25 protein-coding genes are annotated in these 23,992 nt (G+C 44.2%); 5 read left to right on the top strand and 20 right to left on the bottom strand.

Features of this window, described 5'->3' with window-relative positions; genetic code table 11:
- Window positions 1–42 precede the first annotated feature (42 nt).
- Entirely contained in the window at window positions 43–786 is a 744-nt protein-coding gene (locus OCU60_RS11545) for a YciK family oxidoreductase (protein ID WP_074373249.1), read from the top strand.
- 105 nt (window positions 787–891) lie between these two features.
- Here OCU60_RS11545 and OCU60_RS11550 read toward each other — a convergent pair whose 3' ends face one another.
- Window positions 892–1,836, bottom strand: a complete 945-nt coding sequence (locus OCU60_RS11550; RefSeq protein WP_074373248.1) for a chemotaxis protein CheV — start codon at window positions 1,834–1,836, stop codon at window positions 892–894.
- Window positions 1,837–2,151: 315 nt separating this feature from the next.
- The gene (gene mlc, locus OCU60_RS11555; protein ID WP_074373247.1) at window positions 2,152–3,369 is read right to left on the bottom strand and encodes a sugar metabolism global transcriptional regulator Mlc; all 1,218 of its coding nucleotides are present in this window, start codon (window positions 3,367–3,369) and stop codon (window positions 2,152–2,154) included.
- A gap of 261 nt (window positions 3,370–3,630) precedes the next feature.
- Here mlc and pyk point away from each other — a divergent pair, with 261 nt between their 5' ends.
- The gene (gene pyk / locus OCU60_RS11560) at window positions 3,631–5,079 is read left to right on the top strand and encodes a pyruvate kinase (protein ID WP_074373246.1); all 1,449 of its coding nucleotides are present in this window, start codon (window positions 3,631–3,633) and stop codon (window positions 5,077–5,079) included.
- A gap of 51 nt (window positions 5,080–5,130) precedes the next feature.
- Here pyk and OCU60_RS11565 read toward each other — a convergent pair whose 3' ends face one another.
- Window positions 5,131–6,297, bottom strand: coding sequence for a patatin-like phospholipase family protein (locus tag OCU60_RS11565; protein ID WP_074373245.1), 1,167 nt, complete (start codon window positions 6,295–6,297; stop codon window positions 5,131–5,133).
- A 16-nt stretch (window positions 6,298–6,313) separates the two neighbouring features.
- Window positions 6,314–6,403 (bottom strand): cytochrome bd-I oxidase subunit CydH, encoded by a 90-nt coding sequence (gene cydH, locus OCU60_RS11570; RefSeq protein WP_095533307.1) that lies wholly within the window; start codon window positions 6,401–6,403, stop codon window positions 6,314–6,316.
- 712 nt (window positions 6,404–7,115) lie between these two features.
- Between cydH and OCU60_RS11575 the strand changes: the two genes are divergently transcribed.
- On the top strand, window positions 7,116–8,576 hold the full coding sequence (locus OCU60_RS11575; RefSeq protein ID WP_074373244.1) for a sodium-dependent transporter: 1,461 nt from the start codon (window positions 7,116–7,118) through the stop codon (window positions 8,574–8,576).
- A 1-nt stretch (window position 8,577) separates the two neighbouring features.
- Window positions 8,578–8,676 carry a MetS family NSS transporter small subunit gene (locus tag OCU60_RS11580; RefSeq protein ID WP_095533306.1) on the top strand — a complete coding sequence of 33 codons (99 nt, stop codon included), beginning with the start codon at window positions 8,578–8,580 and terminating at the stop codon, window positions 8,674–8,676.
- 130 nt (window positions 8,677–8,806) lie between these two features.
- Here the strand turns inward: OCU60_RS11580 and OCU60_RS11585 are convergent, their stop codons facing one another.
- From OCU60_RS11585 to yceD, 15 genes are all read right to left on the bottom strand, one after another.
- Entirely contained in the window at window positions 8,807–9,232 is a 426-nt protein-coding gene (locus tag OCU60_RS11585) for a hypothetical protein (protein ID WP_074373243.1), read from the bottom strand.
- Window positions 9,233–9,524: 292 nt separating this feature from the next.
- Window positions 9,525–10,958 (bottom strand): PTS glucose transporter subunit IIBC, encoded by a 1,434-nt coding sequence (ptsG, locus tag OCU60_RS11590; RefSeq protein ID WP_074373242.1) that lies wholly within the window; start codon window positions 10,956–10,958, stop codon window positions 9,525–9,527.
- A gap of 452 nt (window positions 10,959–11,410) precedes the next feature.
- Complete coding sequence (locus OCU60_RS11595; protein WP_074373241.1) at window positions 11,411–12,178, bottom strand: TatD family hydrolase; 768 nt, start codon at window positions 12,176–12,178, stop codon at window positions 11,411–11,413.
- Complete coding sequence (holB, locus tag OCU60_RS11600) at window positions 12,151–13,128, bottom strand: DNA polymerase III subunit delta' (RefSeq protein WP_074373240.1); 978 nt, start codon at window positions 13,126–13,128, stop codon at window positions 12,151–12,153. Before holB ends, OCU60_RS11595 begins: the two co-directional genes overlap by 28 nt.
- Window positions 13,129–13,140: 12 nt before the next feature.
- A complete protein-coding gene (gene tmk, locus OCU60_RS11605; RefSeq protein ID WP_074373239.1) occupies window positions 13,141–13,770 on the bottom strand; it encodes a dTMP kinase in 630 nt (209 codons plus the stop codon).
- A complete protein-coding gene (mltG, locus tag OCU60_RS11610) occupies window positions 13,767–14,789 on the bottom strand; it encodes an endolytic transglycosylase MltG (RefSeq protein WP_182288652.1) in 1,023 nt (340 codons plus the stop codon). The genes tmk and mltG overlap by 4 nt, the downstream gene beginning before the upstream one ends.
- Window positions 14,780–15,586, bottom strand: a complete 807-nt coding sequence (gene pabC / locus OCU60_RS11615; RefSeq protein ID WP_074373237.1) for an aminodeoxychorismate lyase — start codon at window positions 15,584–15,586, stop codon at window positions 14,780–14,782. Before pabC ends, mltG begins: the two co-directional genes overlap by 10 nt.
- A 75-nt stretch (window positions 15,587–15,661) precedes the next feature.
- Window positions 15,662–16,906 carry a beta-ketoacyl-ACP synthase II gene (gene fabF, locus OCU60_RS11620; protein ID WP_074373515.1) on the bottom strand — a complete coding sequence of 415 codons (1,245 nt, stop codon included), beginning with the start codon at window positions 16,904–16,906 and terminating at the stop codon, window positions 15,662–15,664.
- 92 nt (window positions 16,907–16,998) lie between these two features.
- A complete protein-coding gene (acpP, locus tag OCU60_RS11625) occupies window positions 16,999–17,232 on the bottom strand; it encodes an acyl carrier protein (protein ID WP_014204679.1) in 234 nt (77 codons plus the stop codon).
- Window positions 17,233–17,464: 232 nt separating this feature from the next.
- On the bottom strand, window positions 17,465–18,199 hold the full coding sequence (gene fabG / locus OCU60_RS11630; protein ID WP_074373236.1) for a 3-oxoacyl-ACP reductase FabG: 735 nt from the start codon (window positions 18,197–18,199) through the stop codon (window positions 17,465–17,467).
- 23 nt (window positions 18,200–18,222) lie between these two features.
- Window positions 18,223–19,152, bottom strand: coding sequence for an ACP S-malonyltransferase (fabD, locus tag OCU60_RS11635; protein ID WP_074373235.1), 930 nt, complete (start codon window positions 19,150–19,152; stop codon window positions 18,223–18,225).
- Window positions 19,153–19,225: 73 nt separating this feature from the next.
- Window positions 19,226–20,176, bottom strand: a complete 951-nt coding sequence (locus OCU60_RS11640) for a beta-ketoacyl-ACP synthase III (RefSeq protein ID WP_074373234.1) — start codon at window positions 20,174–20,176, stop codon at window positions 19,226–19,228.
- 5 nt (window positions 20,177–20,181) lie between these two features.
- Entirely contained in the window at window positions 20,182–21,207 is a 1,026-nt protein-coding gene (plsX, locus tag OCU60_RS11645) for a phosphate acyltransferase PlsX (RefSeq protein ID WP_074373233.1), read from the bottom strand.
- A gap of 9 nt (window positions 21,208–21,216) precedes the next feature.
- Window positions 21,217–21,387 carry a 50S ribosomal protein L32 gene (rpmF, locus tag OCU60_RS11650; RefSeq protein ID WP_074373232.1) on the bottom strand — a complete coding sequence of 57 codons (171 nt, stop codon included), beginning with the start codon at window positions 21,385–21,387 and terminating at the stop codon, window positions 21,217–21,219.
- A 40-nt stretch (window positions 21,388–21,427) separates the two neighbouring features.
- Complete coding sequence (gene yceD / locus OCU60_RS11655; RefSeq protein WP_074373231.1) at window positions 21,428–21,949, bottom strand: 23S rRNA accumulation protein YceD; 522 nt, start codon at window positions 21,947–21,949, stop codon at window positions 21,428–21,430.
- Window positions 21,950–22,100: 151 nt separating this feature from the next.
- Here yceD and OCU60_RS11660 point away from each other — a divergent pair, with 151 nt between their 5' ends.
- Window positions 22,101–22,682 carry a Maf family protein gene (locus tag OCU60_RS11660; RefSeq protein WP_074373230.1) on the top strand — a complete coding sequence of 194 codons (582 nt, stop codon included), beginning with the start codon at window positions 22,101–22,103 and terminating at the stop codon, window positions 22,680–22,682.
- Window positions 22,683–22,690: 8 nt separating this feature from the next.
- On the opposite strand, the gene rluC is transcribed toward OCU60_RS11660, so the two are convergent.
- Window positions 22,691–23,635: a 23S rRNA pseudouridine(955/2504/2580) synthase RluC gene (rluC, locus tag OCU60_RS11665; RefSeq protein ID WP_074373229.1), complete on the bottom strand. Its 945-nt coding sequence runs from the start codon at window positions 23,633–23,635 to the stop codon at window positions 22,691–22,693.
- Window positions 23,636–23,992 lie beyond the last annotated feature (357 nt).

The raw sequence follows: 23,992 nt of genomic DNA on the forward strand, positions 1-23,992 counted from the left end.
TGTAACCATCTTAAACAACAAAGCATAACAAAAGGAGGCTAGATGAATTATTCTGTTTCACCAAACACACTAAAAAACCGTGTGATTTTGGTAACCGGTGCCGGTGATGGCATTGGCAAACAGGCTGCAATCAGTTTTGCTCAACATGGCGCAACGGTTGTTTTACTTGGCCGTACGGTAAAAAAACTGGAACAGACCTATGATGAAATTGTTGCACTCGAAGCACCGGAGCCGACGATCATTTCTATAGATTTACAAGAGGCAACACAACAGGATTATTGTGAATTGATGCAGACGATTGAGAACCAATTCGGTCGTCTGGACGGGGTTCTGCATAACGCTGGTTTACTGGGAACACTTTGCTTACTTGAGCAAATCGAACTCGCGACTTATGATGCGGTCATGCAAGTGAATGTCCGTGCTCAGCTCATGATGACGCAGGCACTATTACCGCTATTGCGTCAATCTGACGATGCGCGCATTGTCTTTACGAGTTCAACGGTCGGACATCAGGGGCGCGCTCATTGGGGAACCTATTCAATCTCAAAATTTGCCACGGAAGGCATGATGCAGATCCTGGCGGATGAACTTCGCGAGACCAATATTCGTGTCAATGCAATCAATCCGGGCGGTACACGCACAGGAATGCGTGCGTGCGCATTTCCATCTGAAAATCCGGATACATTGAAAACACCACAAGATATTATGCCACTATATCTTTATCTGATGGCGCCCGAAGGTCGGGCCGTTCATGGTGAATGTATCGCGGCACAGTTGAAAGACTAACGGCTCATTCAGGCCTGCCGTTCTCTTTAACATCGGCACGGATTCAATACGAAACCGGGCCATCCAATCGATGACCCGGTACTTTAAAAACGCTTAATCGACAAATCAGGATAAGATTTCACGTAATCGGTCTTGTGCGACCTGAACTAACATGTCTGGCTGAAACTTCGATATAAAGCGGTCACATCCGACTTTTTTCACCATTGCTTCATTAAAACTACCACTCAACGATGTGTTTAAGGTGATATGCAGATCTTTCATCCGCTCATCGTTACGAATTTCATAGGTGAGTTTGTAACCATCCATTTCCGGCATCTCAGCATCTGTGATCATAAACAGAATTTCTTGGCTGACATTTTTGCCTTCATCACACCATCTTCGCAGCAAGTTATATGCTTCTAACCCATCGCGACATTCGATGATCTCTAATCCCAACTGAGACAAGGTGCCTTTGATCTGATTTCTGGCTGTTGCCGAGTCATCGACAATCAACACCTTGCGTCCCACCATTTCTGGCATTAGATTCTCATCCAGAACTTCAGCAGAAATCGACACATCATAATGAATGATTTCTGCCAGCACCTTCTCGACATCGATAATTTCAACGATGTGCGCTTGGTCTTGTTCTTTCACCTGAGTGATTGCCGTCAGGTAATTTGCCCTTCCCGCAGTCCGTGGCGGAGGCTGAATCTCTGTCCAAGCGGTATTGATGATATTGCGAACTTGTCCGACTAAAAAGCCCTGAACCGACCGATTATATTCCGTAATGATCAAGTTCTGTTCTTCTGAGTCTGTTTGGGAGGCAGGAAAACCAATCGCTTTTCTCAAGTCGATGACAGGAACCGGTTCTCCGCGCAAAGAAGCAACACCAGTAATATGTGGATGTGCTCCGGGCATTTTGGTCAAAACCGGAACTTTAATCACTTCTTTGACTTTAAACACATTAATCGCAAAAATCTGTCGACTGTTCAATCTGAAAAGGAGCAGTTCAAGGCGATTCTCTCCGACGAGATTCGTGCGCTGGTCAACCGTATTTAAAACACCTGACATACGAGATTCCACCAATTAAAAACTGTTAATAGTATATACCTAAACGCTTTCGGGTGCTGTGTAACATAGTCGTTTCAGTACCCAACACTTCGTATTTATCGACACGAAACATCTGACTTTCCGTATCTGTATATATCGCTTGGACTGATGGAAACCATCGTCGAGCAACAGAAAGACCTTACTGACCAAGAAAGTCGTCAAAATGCCTGATCGTAACTGTGAAACATATTAAGCGATAAAGCTAGGAGAATACATCAGAAAATAGACAATGGTAGGGAAACGAGTCGTAATCTTACCTCTGACCTGTCACTTCGCTTAACGATCAACAATGGTCATTAATAATGAACCATCATATAACGCTTGTTTGATGAGCGCGGCACCGGGCATCGTTGACTGTTTATAAAAACGGGATTCCACTATTTTGACCTGCTTGCGGTAGGCCGGGTTACATTGACTCTCGATATACTTGAGCATCGGAGGATAAACAATCGCTTTGGCCTGATTAATGACGCCACCGATGAGCACTTTCTCCGGATTAAACATATTAATGACGATCGCAATAGCCTGACCGAGATGTCTGCCCAGCCGATCCATAATATCACACGATAATGGATCCCCTTGAGCCGCTGCGATACAAATATCCTCAATTGAAATTTCCGTCAGACGACTCAATGACGACTGTTCGCCATGAGCAATTCTTGATATCGCTTGTTCGCGCAAAGCCTTCGAACTCGTGACTGTTTCCAGACAACCACGATTCCCACAATGACAAAGTAAACCTTGCGGATCAATCTGGATATGTCCCAAATCACCGATGTTGCCATGTTTACCCTGTAATACGCGCCCATTGACAATCACACCCGCATTCAACCCATTGTGAATGGAGATTAATACCGAGTTGTCATCCCCTTGAGAGTGGCCGAACAGCTTTTCGGCCAGTGCCCATGCCCGGGTATCATTGGCAATAAAGACCGGTAATCCTGTCACCTGATAAATCTCAGCCCCCAGCGCAAGATGATTAACATGATAATGGGGCATTTGCAGAACAACCCCACTCTCTGCATCGACCAACCCCGGTAGTGTCACAGCAATCGCGGTTACTCGTTCAAGTTGCTGAGAATAGGTCAGAAAAAATTCTTCGACCTCGTGAAACAACCGGGCCAGTAAATCATCCTGATCAACTTCATGAATATCAATTTTGGTATCGATCAGCACATCACCACTTAATTCATGAAGTGCAATCGTCAAATATCCCCGCCCCAGACGAATCGAGAGAAATTGCCACCCCTCATTTCTGGTTTGCAGGCCGACAGCAGGACGCCCGCGGCTAATCGCTTCTTGAACGGTTGTTTCATGGATAAGATGAGCATCGATGAGCTCACGTGTAATCTTAGTGATACTTGCCGGAGCAAGTTCACTCTCTTTAGACAGATCAATACGTGAAATAGGACCTTTTTGATCAATCAACTTATAAACACGACCAGCATTAATTTGCTTGATGTGATCAATATGACCGGGCTGAGCCGTATACATGATGTGCTCCAGAAATCAACAACCTGCTAATTTTTTTACTTTGCAAAGTAATTGTGAAGCGATTTGGTATGTGAGCGTGACAGGCATCACGCACGATCAATCAAGTTTGTGTTGAGAGTCAAATGTTCACTCATCCGAGGCATTCTGAATTTTCGATAATTTTTTACAAAAATGTTAAATTTCATCCATTCCGCCAGCGCTTTGAGCGTTCTCAAGTATACTTACATGGCTCACTCTATGATTCTCAGTCAGGAGCAAATTATGCCTCAAAAAATACAACGAAGAACTAAAATCGTAACAACCCTTGGTCCTTCAACGGATCGGGATAATAATCTTGAAGCCCTGATCCATGCAGGCGCCAATGTTGTTCGCCTGAATTTTTCTCACGGAACCGCGGACGATCATCGCCTTCGCGCAAGAAAAGTTCGTGAAATTGCCGCCAGACTCGGGCATAACGTGGCAATACTTGGCGACCTTCAAGGGCCCAAAATTCGTGTGTCTACATTTACGCACGGAAAGATCACACTGAATGTTGGTGATCGATTTACACTGGATGCAGAGATGCCCGCCGGAGCAGGTCATCAAGAAGCGGTCGGGATTGATTACAAAAACCTCCCTAATGATGTTCAGCGCAACGATATTCTGTTACTGGATGACGGGCGGGTTCAGCTGCAAGTTGGCGCGGTTGAAGGACAAAAAATTCATACGACCGTGACAGTCGGTGGACCACTCTCCAACAATAAAGGCATTAACCGTCAGGGCGGTGGTCTTTCCGCTCAAGCTCTCACCGAAAAAGATAAGCAAGATATTCTACTGGCGGCCGAGCTCGATGTGGAGTACCTGGCCGTTTCGTTTCCCAGAAACGGTGAAGATATACAATATGCACGACGTCTGGCCCGGAATGCCGGCCTAGAAGCCAAGATCGTAGCTAAGGTCGAACGCGCAGAAACAGTCTCAAGCCAAGCCATCATTGACGACATCATCATGGCATCAGACGTGATTATGGTCGCCCGAGGGGACCTAGGCGTTGAAATCGGTGATCCGGCATTAGTCGGAGTGCAGAAGAAACTAATTTTCCGGGCAAAAGCGCTGAATCGCGTTGTGATTACTGCCACCCAAATGATGGAGTCAATGATTGAGAACCCGATGCCAACCCGGGCAGAAGTCATGGATGTTGCCAATGCCGTCATCGATGGCACCGATGCGGTGATGTTATCCGGGGAAACGGCAGCAGGGAAATACCCTGTCGAAACAGTAAAAGCGATGGCCGAAGTCTGCATTGGTGCAGAAAGTGTGATGGAAATCAAAACTCAAAGCTATCGGCTGGAGAGCACATTTGTCACAGCAGAAGAAACGGTCGCCATGTCGGCGATTTATGCTGCCAACCATATGGACGGAATTCAAGCGATTGTGACCATGACCGAATCTGGTCGAACGGCATTAATGACTTCGCGCCTGAACTCAGAGCTCCCCATCTTCGCCCTGTCGAGTAATGAAAAAGCATTAAACCGTTGTGCGCTGTATCGTGGGGTGATTCCTTGGTATTTCGATAGCCACCAAGAATCAGCCTATGAAATCGCGCTCGAAGCCCTATCGGTTCTCAAAGAGAAAAAGCAACTGGCATTTGGTGATATTGTGATTATCACTCAGGGTGATGTGATGGGCGTCGAAGGGACAACAAACTGTATGCGAGTTCTGCCGGTCTTTTAGTTTAATCTTTTCTTAAGATAATTGAGCGTAAGGAAAATCCCCACAGGGTTGCTATGACTCCAGCAGCCCTGATTTTGACGCCTTCAGCGATTGACCACTCAAGACTCGGGCACTTTCCCAACTACGAATAAAGTTATAGCCCGCTTGTAGTCCTTGCTCATAATCCCATAACAAATCGCTTTTCTTACTCAGCAACGTGTTGGAGCGAAGTGGCTGTTGTGGGGCGATCTGAATGACAAACACATCATCTGGCGGACGTTTTAAAAATTCAAGGGTTAAAGCATATGTCTGGTAATGAACCATCAACATATCGGTCAGACGGGTATCCATAGAACCACCAATTAAATGACTCATCCGATACAGTTGTTCCGAACCAAATAACCAGCGACCGCCATTCAACATCTCTTCCTGAGGAACCAGCGACATTTTCTGACGTAAGTAATTACGCCAGTCTTGACGCCATTGAGTGACTTTTTGCTGCCATTGATTTTGCAGGTAGCTAAACGACTGGCGCAACCATGCCTCACTCGGTTTCAGTGTTAAGTTAGCGGACTGTAATCCTGCTTTGTCATTGGTGACAGATTCAGTCCGAATAACAGCGATAAAACGGGCCCCCTGACGCCACGCTTCCTGGACAGGAATCGATGCTGAAATCCCACCGTCAACATAGGATTCACCATTGATATTGATTGGATGATGGCACAGCGTCGGAATGGCACATGAAGCCAACAGAACCTCTCTCCAGTTTGGCTGAACCATAGGCAAGTAATGATCGATCAAGGTTTCTGAACTCGTAACTGCCGCATATGCCTTTCTTTCCCCTAAGACCTGACGCCCCATATCCAAATCAAGCCGATACGGATACTCAACGATACGCTCAAGAGCCCACGACAAATCGACATACTGCTTTTTTCTGATATAAGCAAACAGATTAAAAAATGAAGAGTCCGTGGTTAAGTCGGTAATGAATGCTTTACCAAGACCATGCTGACGACAAAGAAATGCACAAAGGTTGAGCGCCCCCGCAGATGTGCCGTAATAGACATCAAACGGATCAAAATTAGAAAGATTAAATGCATCCAGAACACCGGCAGTAAAAATGCCCCGCTGACCGCCACCCTGAGCAACCAAAGCATTTTTCCCACCAATGAACCGAGACAAACGGTCACAATCATCAATAACCTGTTGTTCAGAAACTACACCAACGTTTTTTCCCATAGGTGGCTGTTGTAATTTAGTTAGCAATGACGATCAAACCAGAACCAATTAGTACCGCAAAAATAATACCTGTAATGACAACAGCATATTTCAGATCTACGTCCATACACACCTCCAGTGTTCCGGGTCATCAGACCCTGTTGATAAAAAGAAGAGATCTCATGCTGGTTGTAACGCCAGCATGAGATCTATCTAATAAGATGGTAATTCCTGTCAATTCTTAAATCATACTTATGAAAAGGATATCACAAATATAACTCGAATAAATGTATCCTCTTGACACCACACGGTTCTATAACCTGACTTGAATATGGTTATATGACAACCAACACAACTACGAATTTGCTTCTTCAACGAGTAATACACTAGTTCTTGAATAGAAAGCAGACAGAGCGACAACAATATCACCATAGATTAAAACACCACAAAAAACATCAAAATCAGACGTAATTAATAATTATACACAAAATTATCAACGCAATTATCTACAGATGTGGTTATTTATAATATATATAACCGTAACATAACATATCCATTGTATTTACAATCTATTGCCTTTCTATTTATAACTCTGTAATCTCGATAGCGACGCACAGGTGAACATCTCACATGTTGCACACACACATCACAACACACAGAACAATATTCTGAGATATCGCTTAGAAATAAAAATATAATTCTAAATATTAGTGATTATAAGTAACAAAAATAAGTCAAGGGGATCATTCACCCTTCCTATGTTTAAACTAACTATAATCTAACTATTAACGATAGGGTGAAAATTCATCACTCAGAAAGCATTACCAAAGGAGTATCAAATGAAGCGAGAACAATGGGGCTCTCGTGCTGGTTTTATCTTAGCTGCGGTCGGATCCGCTATCGGTTTAGGTAATATCTGGCGCTTTCCGTATATGGCCTATGAAAATGGAGGTGGCGCATTTTTTATCCCTTACCTTTTCGCCATGCTCACGGCCGGTATCCCATTCATGATTTTAGAATTCAGCATGGGGCAGAAACACCGCGGTTCCGCACCAAAGACCCTTTCCCAGATTCATTCAAAATTTGAGTGGCTTGGTTGGTTTCAGGTCGGGGTTGCTGCTGTCATCGGTGTTTATTATGTTGCTGTCATCGGCTGGGCTATTTCCTATTTTGGTCTTTCATTCACCCAAGGTTGGGGAACAGAAACCAATACATTTTTCTTCAGCAACTATCTGGGGCTTGGTGAGAATACACCGACAAACTTAGGTGGTATCCGTTGGAATATCGCATTGACCGTCGCGCTTGCTTGGGGGATTACCTACATTGCGATCATTAACGGTGTGAAGTCAGGGATTGAGCGCGCATCTAAAATTATGATGCCGATTCTATTCATTATGGTACTGGTTTTGATCGGGCGTATGTCTATGCTTCCCGGGGCATTAGATGGCATCAATTACATGTTCAAACCAGACTTCAGTAAGATATGGGATGTTAAAGTTTGGGCAGCCGCATACGGTCAAATATTCTTTACCCTGAGTATTGGCTTTGCCATTATGCTGGCTTACTCAAGTTACTTGCCGGAAAAATCAGATATCACAAACAATGCATTTATGACGGTATTGATTAACTGCGGATTTTCGATTCTCGCAGGTATCATGATTTTCTCAGTGTTAGGCTACATGGCCCAAGAGCAAGGGAAAGAACTCACTGATGTCGTTTCATCTGGAGTCGGACTTGCATTCGTTACCCTGCCAGCCGCAATTAATTTATTGCCAGCACCCTACATTTTCGGCCCATTACTATTCTTCGCACTCGTTGTTGCCGGTCTAAGCTCTCATATATCGATTATGGAAGCCGTCACGTCAGCAATCATTGATAAAACCAAATGGCGTCGGAACAAGGCCGCAAGTATTGTCATCGCGACTGGCTTTATTGTTTCAATGGCTTTCGTCACTGATGGCGGTATCTTACTGCTCGATCTGGTCGATCACTTTGCAAACAATATTGGCATCATGACCGGCTGTTTTGTCGAGATTGTCATGATGACATGGTTGTTCAAAGTGTCTGATATCCGTAAGTATGCGAATTCCAAATCAGACTTTTCCATTGGTGTCTGGTTTGATATTTGTCTGCGCTTTATCACCCCGGTCATATTGGCGACGATTCTGGCCACTAAACTTCACACATTATTGACGGAAGGTTATGGCGGCTACGACCTCACCATCGGCTGGGTTCTGATTCTTGCTCTGCTCGTTGTCGGTATTTCAATTAACCTGAAAAGTCGTTCTCAGGAGGTATAACATGGATATCAGTGCAATCATTATGATGGTTCTTGGCCTAGGCATTACATGGGGCGGTGCGTTCATCTGTATGAAGAAAGCAATGCGTCAATCTGACTAAGACTCACGACGCGCAAATGATTAAGGCCGATAGATTTCCATCTATCGGCCTTTTTTGATGATTTACGCCTAGCGCTCACCACCCAGCCCCGCAATCGCCATGTCTGACGACATTCAATTGACTCAATCTTCTAAAATTGATAGCTCACACCGGCCGCAGCACCGAGCTGAAGCTCTACATCATCATGTAAATCAAGCTCCGGATGAACCTGACCATAAACATGAATGCGATTTTTATATGTCCAGTCCACTCCGAGAGGCAGTCTGACACCAAAATCATTGTCATCATCCCCCCACTCAGTCCAACCACCGGCTCCCACATACCAATCCACAGGAATATTTGGCTGTTCAAATTTTCCTTTCTTAAACAAGTAGTCAGCACTCATACCATCATTGCCAGCGGAAATACGATATTGATCATTCAGCTCCAATATTGCACTTAACCCCTGATCGACACCAATCCCGACAGCAACCTGAGGAGATGATGTTACTGATGATGCAGCATAAGCAAATGATGACAACGTCAGGGCACCGATAGCAATAGTCATTATTCTCATCGCACGACTCTCTTATAAACATGAACAAATAAGAATTACTTTACTAACTGAAGAGTCATTAATGTCATGAATGAGTAAATGTAAAACAAAGATATTCAAAAAATTCGATTTACTGGACGTGGGAATATACCCAGTATTTGAGAAATGAATCACCGAGTATACGGGAATGTCGTAGACGACTTTTAGTCTCTGAATAGAAATCGGCTATCACTTGCTTATCGTTCAGTGATACCAACCATCAAAAAAGGGAGCCGAAGCTCCCTTTGGTAACGAAATGAAATACATCAAACCATTAGTTATGGCCGCGCATCCATTCGTCCATTTCAGTTTTCAATACATCAGAGCGAGTACCGAAGATAGCCTGAACACCACCTTTCACCACCACAACACCGGCAGCACCCAGCGATTTCAGTTTATCTTGGTCAACAGCATCAGTGTTATCAACTGAAACACGTAGACGAGTGATACATGCATCCAAGTTTGTGATATTCGCTTTACCACCAAATGCAGCAACAAGTGCAGATGCCATTTCTGAATCACTAGTAACCACATCGTCCATCAACGAGTCGTCTTCACGACCTGGCGTTTTGATATCCAGAGCACGGATAACAACAGTGAACACAACATAGTAGATCACTGCATAAACAAGACCTACGCCAACAAGCAGTAGCATTTTCTGTGCATGTGCAGATTGCACGACAAAGTCAATGAAACCATTGGAGAATGTATGACCGTGAACTATACCCAAATAGTTAGTGATGACATATGCCAGACCAGCCAGAAGCGCATGAATACCGTACAACAGTGGTGAAACGAACAAGAATGAGAACTCGATTGGTTCAGTAATACCTGTCAGGAATGAAGTCAGAGCGGCTGACGCCATGATACCCATGATTTTTGCACGGTTTTCAGGTTTAGCACAACGCGCAATTGCAAAAGCAGCAGCAGGCAGACCAAACATTTTAAACAGATAACCACCAGCAAGCTGACCAAAACCATTACCTGCAGCACGAGAGGCATCATCAGCAGTCAAGAAGCAAGTCATGATACCATGAGCTATTTGACCCGCATTGTTCGTACATGTACCTGCTTCATAGAAGAATGGTACGTTCCAAATGTGGTGCAAACCAAAAGGAATAAGAGAACGTTCAACTACGCCGTAAATACCGAATGCCAACACAGGGTTCTGTTGTGCTGCCCAGTCAGAGAATAGACCAATTGCAGAACCAATTGGTGGCCAAATAAACGATAGCACCACACCAAGGATAATCGATAAGAAACCAGTGATGATTGGCACAGCACGTTTACCAGCAAAGAAACCTAGATAATCTGGTAATTGAATCTTGAAGAAGCGGTTAAATGCCCACGCGGCAAGCCCACCCGACAGGATCCCACCGAGAACCCCTGTATTGATGGATTCAACGCCCATCACAGTTGCCATGACATTCAATGTCGCAACCATGATACCGTAACCCACGATCGCGGAAAGTCCGGAAACCCCATCATTGTTGGTAAAACCTAATGAAACACCGACAGCAAATAACAACGCCATCTGTCCGAATACCGAACCACCAGCCTGCTCCATCAGATGAGAAATGACTTCTGGTAACCAGCTAAAATTAGCGGCACCAACACCAAGTAATATACCTGCAACTGGTAACACTGATACGGGTAGCATCAATGATTTACCAACTTTTTGCAGTTCCGCAAAAAGGTTCTTAGACATATTTTATGCTCCTGAGTAAGTTATTAGAATTTAATTTAACGAGAACTTCATGGCCACCCCCGTCGCCATTCCCCAAGTTCTCGTGGAAAGTTAATCACATAGGCATTATATTTTCCGGCTCTAAATATATATTGACGTCTCTCAAACTTTCCAGAAAGTTAGCAACTTTAGTTTCAAAGTAATATATAGATCACAGTCACAGCAAACTCTATGAAATGGATTACAACACATATAACCCATTAATAAATATGAAATATTCCCCCAAACGATCTAATTTTTCATCGAAAATAAATGACACCTCTATGTTAATTGTTATTACAAATTAACTTTTCTTTGATTTATGTCGGTTAAATCAGCGAAACAACCGACTAAAAATCTATTTTTTTGAGTGCCGAATTAATTTAATGCTCTAGAACAGTGCATACTAATACTTTTAACAACAAACTTTATTTTCAAAGAAAAAAAAGATCCAGAAAATTCTTGGTTGTTTGATGCGCAACTTCACTTACAGGTATATCTTTTAACTGCGCGATACACTTCGCCACTTCAGTCACAAAAGCGGGTTGATTCTCTTGTCCTCGATGTGGGACAGGCGCCAAATAAGGAGAATCTGTTTCAATCAACAGACGATCTAAAGGAAGGTCTTTCACGACAGATTTCAATTCCATGGCCTGACGGAAGGTCACTATCCCAGAAATTGAAATATAAAAACCAAGATCCATCGCAGCCTGAGCAAATGCCATATCTTCTGTAAAACAGTGAATCACACCCCGACATTGCTCCGCTTTTCCTTGACGCAACAATGCCAGCGTATCTTCTCTTGCGTTACGGGTATGAATAATCAGAGGCTTATTCAGCGCGACAGCAACTTCGATCTGCTGCATGAACCTCAACTTCTGTAATTCAGCCGTCTCCGGACGATAATGATAATCAAGCCCTGTTTCCCCGATGGCAATGACTTTGGCATGGTTGGCATATTCATAAAAAGTATCTAGCGCAAAATTACTTTCAACATCCAGAGGATGGACACCACAGGAAGCGTGAACCCAGTCAAATGGCTCGATCATTTCTAGCATTTGGGGAAAGGATGCCAACGTCACGCCCACAGATAGGATTTGCTCAACCTGAACATTGCGCGCTTTATTTAAAACATCTTGGATATCCAGATGTAACTCATCGTAATTGAGTTTATCTAAATGGCAGTGGGAGTCGACAAACATGGGGCGCCTTTAAATTTTGATAACCAGTCAAAAACCAGTAGTTCTGAGTTTAAACCACGGTGCATTTCCAAACGATGTCGTAACGTGATCAATTCTCGGTATTGTTGATAAAGCATACTATAAGAAAGACATTGCGCAACTTCTTCACTCTTCGGCAACACAATTTTATCTTGAGTCTGAAAATGAAACTTCTGCGCATCAGTCAGTAAATACCATAACCAAGTTAAGCGTACCACCGGGGACGTCTGAATCTCATCAACCAACGCATGTATCGACTGCAAAGGTGAATCCAGAAAGCGACAGAACAACGCAACCAACTGTAAATAATTTTCGTGCTCCTGTGACTGAATAAAATGAAGCGCCCGAATCGGTGCATAATCATTCAGTTTAATCATGTACGGTGCAATATCCTGCTCTGTTTCTTGTGCGAGCCATTCTGCAACAACGGTATGCGCCGGCTCAGACACATGCAACTGACGACACCGGCTTAAAATGGTGGGTAGTACGCGATCAATACAATCCGTAACCAGCATAAAGCAACAGTGGCTTGGTGGCTCTTCCAAGGTCTTCAGTAAGGCATTTGCCGCTGACTCATTCATAAGATGAGCCGGTTGAATCACAATCACCCGATAGCCACCAAACTGAGAAGACTCCTGCGCAATCTGATTAATCTGCCGAACCAAATCAACGGTAATTGACTTCCCTTCTTGTTCCGGCTTCACCCAGTGAAAGTCAGGATGACTTTGAGAATCCATCAATTGACAGCCATGGCAATAACCACATAGTTCTGAACCATGAGCACATAAAAGTGAACGGGCAGCAGCTTCGATAAAAGTCGCCTCTCCCATCCCTGCTTTGACGACCAGTAGCGTCGCTGGCGAAACTGAGTTATGAGCAAGTGTCTGACACCATTGTTGCCAGATTTGTTGAAACCAAGGGTATAGTGACATTGGTATGCGTCCCTATTGTGCAGATAACCAATTCATTAACACATGTCGTATATCTTTCTGCACCAGCGCTAATGGTTGCTCTGCAGAAATCACCTGAATTCGTTCATCATGATTTGCTAACTGTAAATATCGAGCCCGAGTCCGCTCGAAAAAACTCAAATCCATTTTTTCAATGCGATCAAGTTCTCCGCGACCTCTAGCCCGCTCCAACCCGATTTCAGGATTGATATCAAGATAGAGCGTAAAATCTGGTTCAAACTGCGCCAGAATCGATTCTTTTAACGTTTGAATCATCACAGGGTCAATCTGCCGTCCGCCGCCCTGATAAGCCTGAGAAGACAAATCATGCCGATCACCAATCACCCATTGTCCAGCGTTGAGAGCCGGTTTGATAACGCCTTCAACGAGCTGTACTCTGGCTGCATAAATCAGTAAGAGTTCGGTCATATCATAGATGACCTCACCGTCATGTTCTTCCTTAACGAGACTACGTAATTTCTCAGCAATCGGTGTTCCTCCCGGCTCTCGTGTTTTTACGACAGAAGAGACACCGAAATCTTTCAGAGTATCAACCACAGTTTGGATCGCTGTGCTTTTCCCGGCACCTTCTAACCCTTCCACTACAATAAATTTTGCTTTCATTTCTTCGTTCTTAATTGTTTTAAATAACGTTTTACCGCAGCATTGTGTTCTGCCAATGATTTAGAAAAAACATGGCCGCCATTCCCACTTGCGACAAAATAAAGATAATCACTGACTTTAGGGTTTAGCGCAGCATGAATTGCGCCTCTCCCCACCATCGCAATCGGGGTCGGAGGCAACCCGCGAATAACATAAGTATTGTAAGGTGTGGGTGTGCGTAAATCTTTTTTCCGGATATTCCCATCGTAGCGTGAACCCATACCATAAATGACCGTCGGATCAGTCTGCAACCTCATTCTTTTATTGAGTCGGTTAATAAAGACAGAGGCAATCAGTTGTCTCTCATCTTTAATCGCTGTTTCTTTCTCAATAATAGAAGCTAATGTCAATGCTTCGTAAGGAGAACGCAAAGGTAAACCATTCTGGCGGTTTTCCCACCCATGCTGAAGAACCGAGTTCAACTTTTGATTCGCCCGTTTCAAAATGTCTATATCGCTGGTACCAGCAGTATAGTGATATGTCTCTGCAAGAAATAAACCTTCTAATTTTGGTTTATCTATCGACAATTTTTTTGCGATTTCGTCTTCTGACATCGACTGAATTTCATGTTTCAGATGAGACTCTGTTACCAGCTTCTGCAAGACATCTTGAAAACGGCTTCCTTCAATCAGAGTAATCGTGAATTGATATTCGTCTCCGGTGATAAACCGTTGCAATACATTGTGCAACGACTCCCCAGACTGTACTTGGTAAGTCCCGACTTTAATTTTAGCCAGTGCTGGATAGAATCGGTATATTAAGTGAGCAGCGATAGAAGGATGTAACCAAGATTTTTCTTCAAAATATTTCAGAACTGAGCGCAATGATTCACCCTGACGAATCGTCACAAATTGCTGTTCCGTTGGCAGTTGAAGTGACTGAGTGAGGTAAGTATCCACTTTTTGATAAAGGGCGAACACACTCCCAATCACGACCAACGCAACAAGACAGCATCCAAATAATATTTTTTTTAACACCAGTTCACTCTCTTTTGTAAATCTCGCACCCGCTCTCCCAGCACAAAGCACGCTGATTGAATCTGAACCACAGGTGCAACCCCCAGAATTGAATTCGTTATAAATATTTCATCAGCACCAAGCAGATCATCCAGAGAAAAGTGACTGATATTAAGCACAATTCCCTGCTGAGTCGCTATATCGAGCACCACTCGTCTCATCACTCCGGCAACACCCGCCAATGTTAAATCCGGTGTATGGAGCTCATTATCCCGAAACCAGAATAGATTTGCCATGGTTGTCTCAATCACCCGATCGTGCAAATCCAGCGCAACCGCATCCATATAACCGGATGTCTCAGCTTCAGCCTTGAGTAAAACCTGTTCCAAACGGTTGTTATGTTTATGCCCAGCCAACAATGGGTTATGCCCGAGACGTTGCTGGCAGACACCTAACTGAACACCATCTGAAATCAATACATTATAATGTTTCGGGTAATCAAATGACTGGACCGTGACCCTCGGTGAGGGAATTGCGTTAGGACTATATCCGCGTCCCCCACTCCCACGGCTTATATGAATTTTGATGCCAGCTTTAGGAGCCATCACAACAACCTGACGGATCCATCGCGCCACTTCACCCCAGTCCGGATATGGGATCTGTAATATATTCAGGCAATCTTCCATTCTTTGCTGATGATACAGCCAGTGCTGCACCTGACCATCGATTGTCAGAATCGTTGAAAAACAACCATCACCGTATTGAAAAGATCGGTCATCCGCAGGTATGGATGAAACTGGCATCCCGTCAATCAAAATCATATCTGCATCCTACAAAAAGAAAACGGCTTAATGCTATGCATCAAGCCGTATCAATACAAGTGGATAAATGACAACTTACACTTTTTTAAAGATTAAAGTGCCGTTGGTTCCACCAAACCCGAAAGAGTTACAAATCGCATATTCCATATTGGTGACCCGACGCGCAGTGTGCGGTACGAGGTCAATATCCAAATCATCTTCCGGATCATCTAGGTTAATGGTCGGCGGAACAATTTGCTCGACAAGCGACATGATAGTGATGATGGTTTCAACGGAGCCGGCCGCACCGAGAAGATGTCCGGTCATCGATTTTGTCGATGATACAAGTACCTGCTTAGCACCTTCTTCACCTAACGCACGTTTCACACCTTTTAATTCAGCAAGATCACCCGCTGATGTCGACGTTCCATGGGCGTTGATATAACCAACTTGAGTGCCGGTAATGCCTGCATCACGCAGTGCCGCTTCCATAGCCAGTGCACCACCAGAACCATCAGCACTTGGTGAGGTCATGTGGTAAGCATCACCAGACATGCCAAAACCAACCAGTTCTGCATAAATTTTTGCACCGCGAGCTTTCGCGTGTTCATATTCTTCAAGCACTATAACACCAGCACCATCACCAAGAACGAACCCATCGCGCCCTTTATCCCATGGACGAGAGGCTTTCTCAGGTTCATCATTGCGAGTTGATAGTGCTTTCGCTGCGCCAAACCCGGCGATACCGAGCGGTGTTGAGGCTTTTTCTGCACCGCCAGCAACCATTGCTTCAGCGTCACCATACGCGATCATACGAGCGGCATGGCCGATATTGTGCAACCCTGTTGTACAGGCGGTAGAGATAGCAATATTTGGTCCGCGTAATCCGCGCATGATTGATAAATTTCCGGCAACCATATTCACAATTGTCGAAGGCACGAAGAAAGGACTGACTCTACGTGGCCCTTTCTCAACCAGAACTTGATGACCAGCCTCAATCAGATCTAAACCACCAATACCAGAACCGATCGCAACACCAACCCGTGCTGCATTTTCTTCGTTTATCACAAGACCTGAATCGTCTAATGCTTGTATACCCGCGGCTATACCATATTGGATAAATAAATCCATTTTTCGGGCATCTTTTTTAGACATATAGTCTTCACAGTTAAAGTTCTTCACTAATCCTGCAAAACGAGTTGAAAAGCCTTCAGTATCAAAGTGCTCAATGTTAACAATGCCACTTTGTCCTGCAAGCAAAGCTTTCCAAGAAGATTCTACTGTGTTGCCTACTGGTGATAACATCCCCATACCAGTAACAACGACACGACGCTTGGACACAATCATATTCTCCGGAATTGAAAAGTTCTATAGAAGAGATGAGACGAGTTAATTAAAACTCAGGCGGCCAGATAGCCGCCTGGAGAGATAGATTACTGAGCGCTATTAACGTAATCGATCGCAGCTTGAACTGTTGTGATCTTCTCAGCTTCTTCATCAGGAATCTCAGTGTCGAATTCCTCTTCAAGAGCCATAACCAGCTCAACTGTATCCAGGGAATCAGCACCTAGATCTTCAACGAAAGAAGCTTCGTTTTTAACTTCTGCTTCGTCTACACCTAGCTGTTCAACAATGATTTTCTTTACACGTTCTTCGATGTTGCTCATTTTTTCTTTTCCTTTACAGATTTCGCTTAATGCGATGTCCCGTAGTTTATTCGAACTAGGGAAAGTTGCAAGAGGGTCATCGCTGGTCAAACCACAATTTTTACGATTTTAACCGAAGTTCAGACCATTTTTGATATAAATCATGCATAAATTCTAAACACTCATGATGATAATGCTTATAAACATCGATAATTGCATTTTATCCACTTTTACAAACACTTTCACCATCGGCTTAGATCATATACATACCACCATTGACATGTAACGTTTCTCCACTGATATACGCTGCTTCTTCAGAAGCTAAAAACGCAACAGCCGCTGCAATTTCACGAGGAGAACCTAATCTTCCTGCGGGAACTTGGGCGAGTGTAGCAGCTATTTGCTCATCATTCATAGCGTTTGTCATATCAGTTTCGATAAAACCAGGTGCAACAGTATTGACTGTAATACCACGAGAAGCAACTTCTCTAGCCATCGATTTACTAAAACCAATTACACCGGCTTTCGCAGCAGAATAGTTCGCTTGTCCCGCATTCCCCATGGTTCCCACAACAGAGCCCACATTGACAATACGACCACAACGTTTCTTCATCATGCCACGTAAAACAGCCTTTGAAAGACGATAGATAGAAGTCAGGTTGGTGTCCATAATTTCTAACCATTCTTCATCTTTCATGCGCATCAGTAAGTTATCACGAGTAATACCGGCATTGTTCACCAGGATGTCGATCACCCCGAACTCCTCACCAATCGCCTTCAGAACTGACTCGATAGAATCAGGATCTGTGACATTCAGTTTGAAGCCTTTGCCCTTTTCACCCAAATACTCACTAATCGCAGCCGCACCATTGTCACTGGTTGCAGTCCCGATAACCGTTGCACCACGTTCTACAAGCAATTCAGCAATAGAACGACCAATACCTCGGCTGGCACCTGTAACCAATGCAATTTTACCGTCTAGGCTCATGAAATTACTCATGTTTCTTTTCCCTATGATGACTGAACTGAATTCAATGAAGCAGTATTATTTACTGCCTCTGCAGTCAGTGTTTTAACAATTCGTTTTGTCAGACCCGTCAGAACTTTTCCCGGCCCCACCTCAAATAGTTTTTCGATACCCTGATCATGCATTTTTTGTACAGTTTCAGTCCACCGGACTGGATTATACAATTGACGAACAAGAGCATCTTTGATCTTTTCCGGGTCGGTTTCAGCAATCACATCAACATTATTAATCACTGGAATTGCAGGTGAATTGAACGTCATCGCTTTCAATGTTTCTGCAAGCTTGTCCGCTGCTGACTTCATCAAAGCACAGTGAGACGGCACAGAGACTGGCAATGGCAGCGCACGCTTCGCCCCCGCTTCTTTACACAGTTCACTTGCCCGTTGAACGGCATCTTTTTCACCGGCAATCACAACTTGTCCCGGAGAGTTAAAGTTTACCGGAGACACAATCTGTCCATTTGCAGCCGTGGTACATGCATTCGCAATAGCATCATCGTCGAGGCCGATGATAGCAAACATCGCACCACTGCCAGCAGGCACAGCTTCTTGCATCAGTTGGCCACGAAGTTCAACTAATTTGATCGTTTGTTTAAAATCAATCACACCAGCACAAACCAAAGCAGAATATTCACCAAGACTATGTCCAGCCAATATTGCTGGCATCTCTAATCCCAAAGATTGCCACACTCGCCAGATTGCAACCGAAGCTGCAAGCAATGCAGGTTGAGTCCGAAAAGTTTGATTCAGATCTTCGGCTGGCCCATTTTGCACCAGTGACCATAGGTCATACCCCAAGGCATCTGATGCTTCAGCAAATGTCTGTTGAACCACATCATATTGCTCACCCAGTTCGGCAAGCATCCCAACCGCTTGCGAACCTTGACCAGGAAACACGATAGCAAATTTGCTCATTTTTCATTCCTCTTGCCAAACAATCCCCACCACGGAGTATCATCACGCCATGCTATGGATTGTTTTTTCAGTATTAAAATACGACGAGTGCAGAACCCCACGTAAAGCCACCGCCAAAAGCTTCCAGCAACAGTGTCTGGCCACGTTGGATGCGACCATCCCGAACCGCTTCATCTAAAGCCGTGGGCACTGAGGCCGCTGATGTATTGCCATGTTTGTCTAAAGTCACAACAACCTGCTCCATAGACATGGAAAGCTTTCGTGCCGTTGCGGAGATAATTCTCAGATTGGCTTGATGAGGAACCAACCAATCCAGTTCCGCTCTATCCATTTGATTTGCTGCCAATGTATCTTTAACAAGCTGTGACAATTGATTCACCGCCACTTTAAAGACTTCATTCCCAGCCATATAAACCCATTTATCCGAATCACCGCCTGATTGTGGTGTTTCCAAATATAACAGCGGGCCATACTCACCATCAGAATAAATATGAGTTGATAGAATTCCGGGCATTTCACTGCGACCAAGCACAACAGCACCCGCACCGTCACCAAAAATAATAATGGTTGAGCGATCAGTCGGATCACAGGTTTTTGATAACACATCAGAACCAATGACAAGAATGTTTTTACACATACCTGATTTGATATGTTGATCGGCCACTGACAGAGCATACATGAACCCTGAACAGGCTGCCGCTATATCAAAAGCCGGGCATCCTTTGATACCAAGCTGTGCCTGAACCTGACAAGCTGATGAAGGAAATGAATGGCTACCACTGGTGGTCGCAACGATAATCATATCGATATCATCTTTAGAAACAGCTGACATCTCCAACGCCTTTACCGACGCTAAATAAGCCATATCGGCTACCGTTTCATCTTCTGCAGCGATACGCCGTTCTTTAATTCCCGTGCGTGTAACAATCCACTCATCACTCGTATCTACCATTTTCTCTAGATCTGCGTTAGTCCGCACCTGAGATGGCAGGTAGCTGCCTGTACCTAATATTTTGCTATACATGAAGACTAATAATGCCTCTCGAGTAAAACTGCTTCTAATCGTTCGCTAATACGACTGGGTACTTGCTCTTTAATTTCGTGTACCGCTTCTCCTATCGCATTGGCAACAGCGGATATATCAGCACTACCATGGCTTTTCACCACAATGCCACGCAATCCTAACAAACTTGCTCCGTTATAGTGGTCGGGGTTCAGGTTTTTTAATCCAATAAATAGATCAGAAAACAATTTTCTTGCGATCCAACCCTTTATTGATGAACCAAACATTTTACTTTTTAGCTGATCAATAAATAACTGGGCCGTCCCCTCACAGCTTTTCAAACAGACATTGCCAACAAAACCATCACAAACGACAACATCGGTCAGATCATTGAATATCTGATTGCCTTCAACATTCCCGATAAAATGAATTGACTGTGTTTGTCTTAACATATCAGCGCATCGTCTGACAAAATCATTGCCTTTAATGTCTTCTTCACCGACATTTAAAACAGCAACGCGCGCCTCATGCCCCAAATGGACTTCAGCCAAAGCACTCCCCATCACAGCAAACTGAAATAGAGAATCAGCATCACAGGAAACATTGGCTCCCAAATCCAACATCCACAAACGTTTTCCTGACACTGTCGGAAGAGCAGAGATCAACGCTGGTCGATCAATCCCGGGAAGCAACTTTAAACGAAAACGAGAAAGTGCCATCAGCGCGCCAGTGTTCCCTGCGCTGACACATGCGTCAGCAACTTGCTCTGTCACCAAGTCAATCGCCATTCCCATAGAACTATGCATAAAACGTCGCAGAGCAAGGGAAGGTTTTTCTGAATTCGAAATGACTTGATCACTATGAACAATGCTCACACGTGAGCTGTCAGAGTAACCTAACTGAGACAATTGAAAGGTGATTGCGTTCCGATCACCGACCAAAATCACTTTTAGCGCTGGGAAACGCGACAGTGCCTGCACGGCGGCAGGCACTGTTACGCGAGGTCCGAAGTCCCCGCCCATTGCATCAAGTGCAACGGTATAATATTGCAAAGGTCAACCTTACTTGTTGATTACCTTTTTGCCACGGTAGTAACCATCTGCGGTTACATTGTGACGTAGGTGAGTTTCACCTGAGGTTGCATCTACAGACAAAGCAGCTGTAGTCAACGCATCATGTGAACGACGCATACCACGCTTAGAACGTGTTTTACGGTTTTTTTGTACGGCCACGGACCCTACTCCTATGTTAATGAATGCTCAGCGATAAAAACTAGCGCTTCAAGCTCTTTAATACGTCAAATGGGTTCGGTTTATCTTCCGGAACTTCATCAGGAATATCACCAAATACCATATTGTCTGAATCAACACGACAGTCTGATTGATCATGCATCGCAACTTGGGGTAAACCAATGATGAACTCGTCTTCAACCAATTGAATCAGGTCTACTTCACCGAACTCATTCCGATCTACCAAATCGTATGATTCCGGTGCATCTTCACTTTTCTTCCCTAAGTTTGGGGTATAAGTGAAATCCACATCACAACGGTGTGGGAAAACCTCATTACAACGTTGACACTGCAAATCAACTTCGATGCTAGCTTTACCAGAGATAACAACGAGTCGCTGTTCATCAAACCCAAATGACAATGAGACATCAGCGTCACATTTTACGCCTTCGGCTGCTTCCTCTAAACGCTTAAAAAGACCGACTTGAATGATACCATCATAGTCGAGTCGTTTCTGAGCTGCTTTTATCGGGTCAACCGTTCGCGGGATTTTTACCTTTTGCATAGGGCGCGAATATTATCTTCCAAATCAAATTTAGTCAAAGAAAAAGGGGAAAAAATTAGCTTTTTTTCGCCATTCCGATCCACTTACGGTGATCTCCATAGCATTATCATATATTCTCGACACAACACCAAAGAATTCATCAAATATCTATATGAGCCATTACCAACTTGTTTTAGCTTCTACCTCAAAATATCGGCGCCAGTTGTTGGAAAAAATAACCATCCCCTTTCTATCTGTTGCCCCGAAGTGTGATGAAACACCATTAACGGATGAATCACCACAAGCACTGGTGCAACGTTTAGCGCAACAAAAAGCACAAAGCTGTCCTCAACAACAACCGAGTCTAGTCATCGGCTCAGACCAAGTCTGTGTTGTGCAGGGGCAAATCGTCGGAAAACCACACACGAAAGAACACGCCACCCAACAGCTGATGGCACAATCGGGAAACAAAATCACCTTTTATACGGGACTTGCGGTATATAACAATGTCACCGGGACAACCCAATGTATTGTTGACCAATTCCATGTCCACTTCCGGCAATTAGCGCTCCGTCAGATTGAACGTTATATTGAAATGGAACAACCATTTGACTGTGCCGGTAGTTTCAAAAGTGAAGGTTTGGGTATTGCTTTATTTAAACGCTTGGAAGGCGACGATCCCAACGCACTGGTGGGATTGCCCCTGATCAAACTCATCGACTTACTTGAAGCGGAAGGGATGACGGTATTATAAGGGATGAGTTATGAGCGCAACTGTGCCAACACTTTCTCAAGCTTCTTCTCCATCGGTGCCACAATTTCCATCTTTTCACCACTCGTTGGATGAATAAAACGTATCTGTGCTGCATGTAAAAAGAGCCGATTCAGCCCTAATTTCCCGGTATAAGCATCAAAGCGGGGATCGCCATAGCGGTCATCCCAAGCAATCGGATGACCTGCATATTGCGCATGCACTCGAATCTGGTGAGTCCGGCCAGTCACTGGACTCGCTTGAATTAATGTTGCCTGAGAAAATACTTCGATAACTTTAAAACGAGTTTCCGAAGCTTTCCCTTGCGGATTCACTCGGACAATACTATTGACTTCGTTTTTTAACAGGGGGGCATTGATTTTCCGGCACTTGACTTCCCACCTTCCCATCACAAGAGCGTTGTAGTCCTTCTGAACTGACTTATCCCGAAACTGAGCTTGTAAATGGCGAAGCGCTGAACGCTTTTTCGCCACCAACAGAATTCCAGAAGTATCTCTGTCAATTCGATGAACCAATTCCAGAAAACGGGCCTGCGGCCGAAGTGCCCGTAACGCTTCTATCACGCCAAATTTTAACCCGCTCCCACCATGAACGGCAGTCCCCGAAGGTTTATTGAGCACTAACAGCGCATCATCTTCAAATAAAATACACTGCTCTAGTTCCGATACTTTTTCCAGCTTGGTACTCAATGGCTCTTGTGTCGTGTCACTCTGCGGTAATGTCACTGGTGGGATCCGGATCACATCACCGGGTTGTAATTTATATTCAGGCTTGATCCGCTTCTTGTTCACACGCACTTCGCCCTTACGCAGAATGCGGTAAACGACACTCTTTGGAATATTTTTCAATTTATTACGCAGGAAGTTATCAATTCGCTGACCGGCTATATCTTCATCAATATTGACAAACTGGACTTGTGTTCTGATTTCGCTCATTTGCTTATTATTTATAAAAAAGTTGCTGATACAGGCGATCCTCTCAACTTAGCGCTTCATCACTGGGCATAGAAGTTTACTGGGATAGCAATATTGGCTTAAAAGCGCGCATCATACTATCTTGATGTTCGATATCATAGTGATAAATATTTTGCTATTCCTGCCTTCTCATGCCTTAATCTCGAACAAACGTATACCAAAGCAGCAATTCATCAATCATCTCAGCTTCCGGAGTCGATTTTTTTAGGTTTATTTTTTATAAAGCAGATTGCTGAAATACGTTGCCACTGCTATAGTTCATAGCTGCAATGGACAAACTGGCGACGTTTTAACTCATGGCGCCATGTTTTGAGCAGT

This window comes from Vibrio spartinae (assembly GCF_024347135.1).
Classification (GTDB): Bacteria; Pseudomonadota; Gammaproteobacteria; order Enterobacterales; family Vibrionaceae; genus Vibrio; species Vibrio spartinae.

Bases quoted from the DNA above. Each gene is read 5' to 3' on its own strand.
- pyk (WP_074373246.1), top strand. From the start codon at position 3,631: ATGCCTCAAAAAATACAACGAAGAACTAAAATCGTAACAACCCTTGGT.
- fabG (WP_074373236.1), bottom strand. From the start codon at position 18,199: ATGAGCCTAGACGGTAAAATTGCATTGGTTACAGGTGCCAGCCGAGGT.
- holB (WP_074373240.1), bottom strand. From the start codon at position 13,128: ATGTCACTATACCCTTGGTTTCAACAAATCTGGCAACAATGGTGTCAG.
- ptsG (WP_074373242.1), bottom strand. From the start codon at position 10,958: ATGTCTAAGAACCTTTTTGCGGAACTGCAAAAAGTTGGTAAATCATTG.
- OCU60_RS11565 (WP_074373245.1), bottom strand. From the start codon at position 6,297: ATGGGAAAAAACGTTGGTGTAGTTTCTGAACAACAGGTTATTGATGAT.
- cydH (WP_095533307.1), bottom strand. From the start codon at position 6,403: ATGGACGTAGATCTGAAATATGCTGTTGTCATTACAGGTATTATTTTT.
- OCU60_RS11545 (WP_074373249.1), top strand. From the start codon at position 43: ATGAATTATTCTGTTTCACCAAACACACTAAAAAACCGTGTGATTTTG.
- OCU60_RS11585 (WP_074373243.1), bottom strand. From the start codon at position 9,232: ATGAGAATAATGACTATTGCTATCGGTGCCCTGACGTTGTCATCATTT.
- tmk (WP_074373239.1), bottom strand. From the start codon at position 13,770: ATGAAAGCAAAATTTATTGTAGTGGAAGGGTTAGAAGGTGCCGGGAAA.
- mlc (WP_074373247.1), bottom strand. From the start codon at position 3,369: ATGTATACGGCTCAGCCCGGTCATATTGATCACATCAAGCAAATTAAT.
- yceD (WP_074373231.1), bottom strand. From the start codon at position 21,949: ATGCAAAAGGTAAAAATCCCGCGAACGGTTGACCCGATAAAAGCAGCT.
- OCU60_RS11640 (WP_074373234.1), bottom strand. From the start codon at position 20,176: ATGTATAGCAAAATATTAGGTACAGGCAGCTACCTGCCATCTCAGGTG.
- OCU60_RS11660 (WP_074373230.1), top strand. From the start codon at position 22,101: ATGAGCCATTACCAACTTGTTTTAGCTTCTACCTCAAAATATCGGCGC.
- OCU60_RS11575 (WP_074373244.1), top strand. From the start codon at position 7,116: ATGAAGCGAGAACAATGGGGCTCTCGTGCTGGTTTTATCTTAGCTGCG.
- OCU60_RS11595 (WP_074373241.1), bottom strand. From the start codon at position 12,178: ATGTTTGTCGACTCCCACTGCCATTTAGATAAACTCAATTACGATGAG.
- OCU60_RS11550 (WP_074373248.1), bottom strand. From the start codon at position 1,836: ATGTCAGGTGTTTTAAATACGGTTGACCAGCGCACGAATCTCGTCGGA.
- pabC (WP_074373237.1), bottom strand. From the start codon at position 15,586: ATGATTTTGATTGACGGGATGCCAGTTTCATCCATACCTGCGGATGAC.
- acpP (WP_014204679.1), bottom strand. From the start codon at position 17,232: ATGAGCAACATCGAAGAACGTGTAAAGAAAATCATTGTTGAACAGCTA.
- fabD (WP_074373235.1), bottom strand. From the start codon at position 19,152: ATGAGCAAATTTGCTATCGTGTTTCCTGGTCAAGGTTCGCAAGCGGTT.
- rluC (WP_074373229.1), bottom strand. From the start codon at position 23,635: ATGAGCGAAATCAGAACACAAGTCCAGTTTGTCAATATTGATGAAGAT.
- OCU60_RS11580 (WP_095533306.1), top strand. From the start codon at position 8,578: ATGGATATCAGTGCAATCATTATGATGGTTCTTGGCCTAGGCATTACA.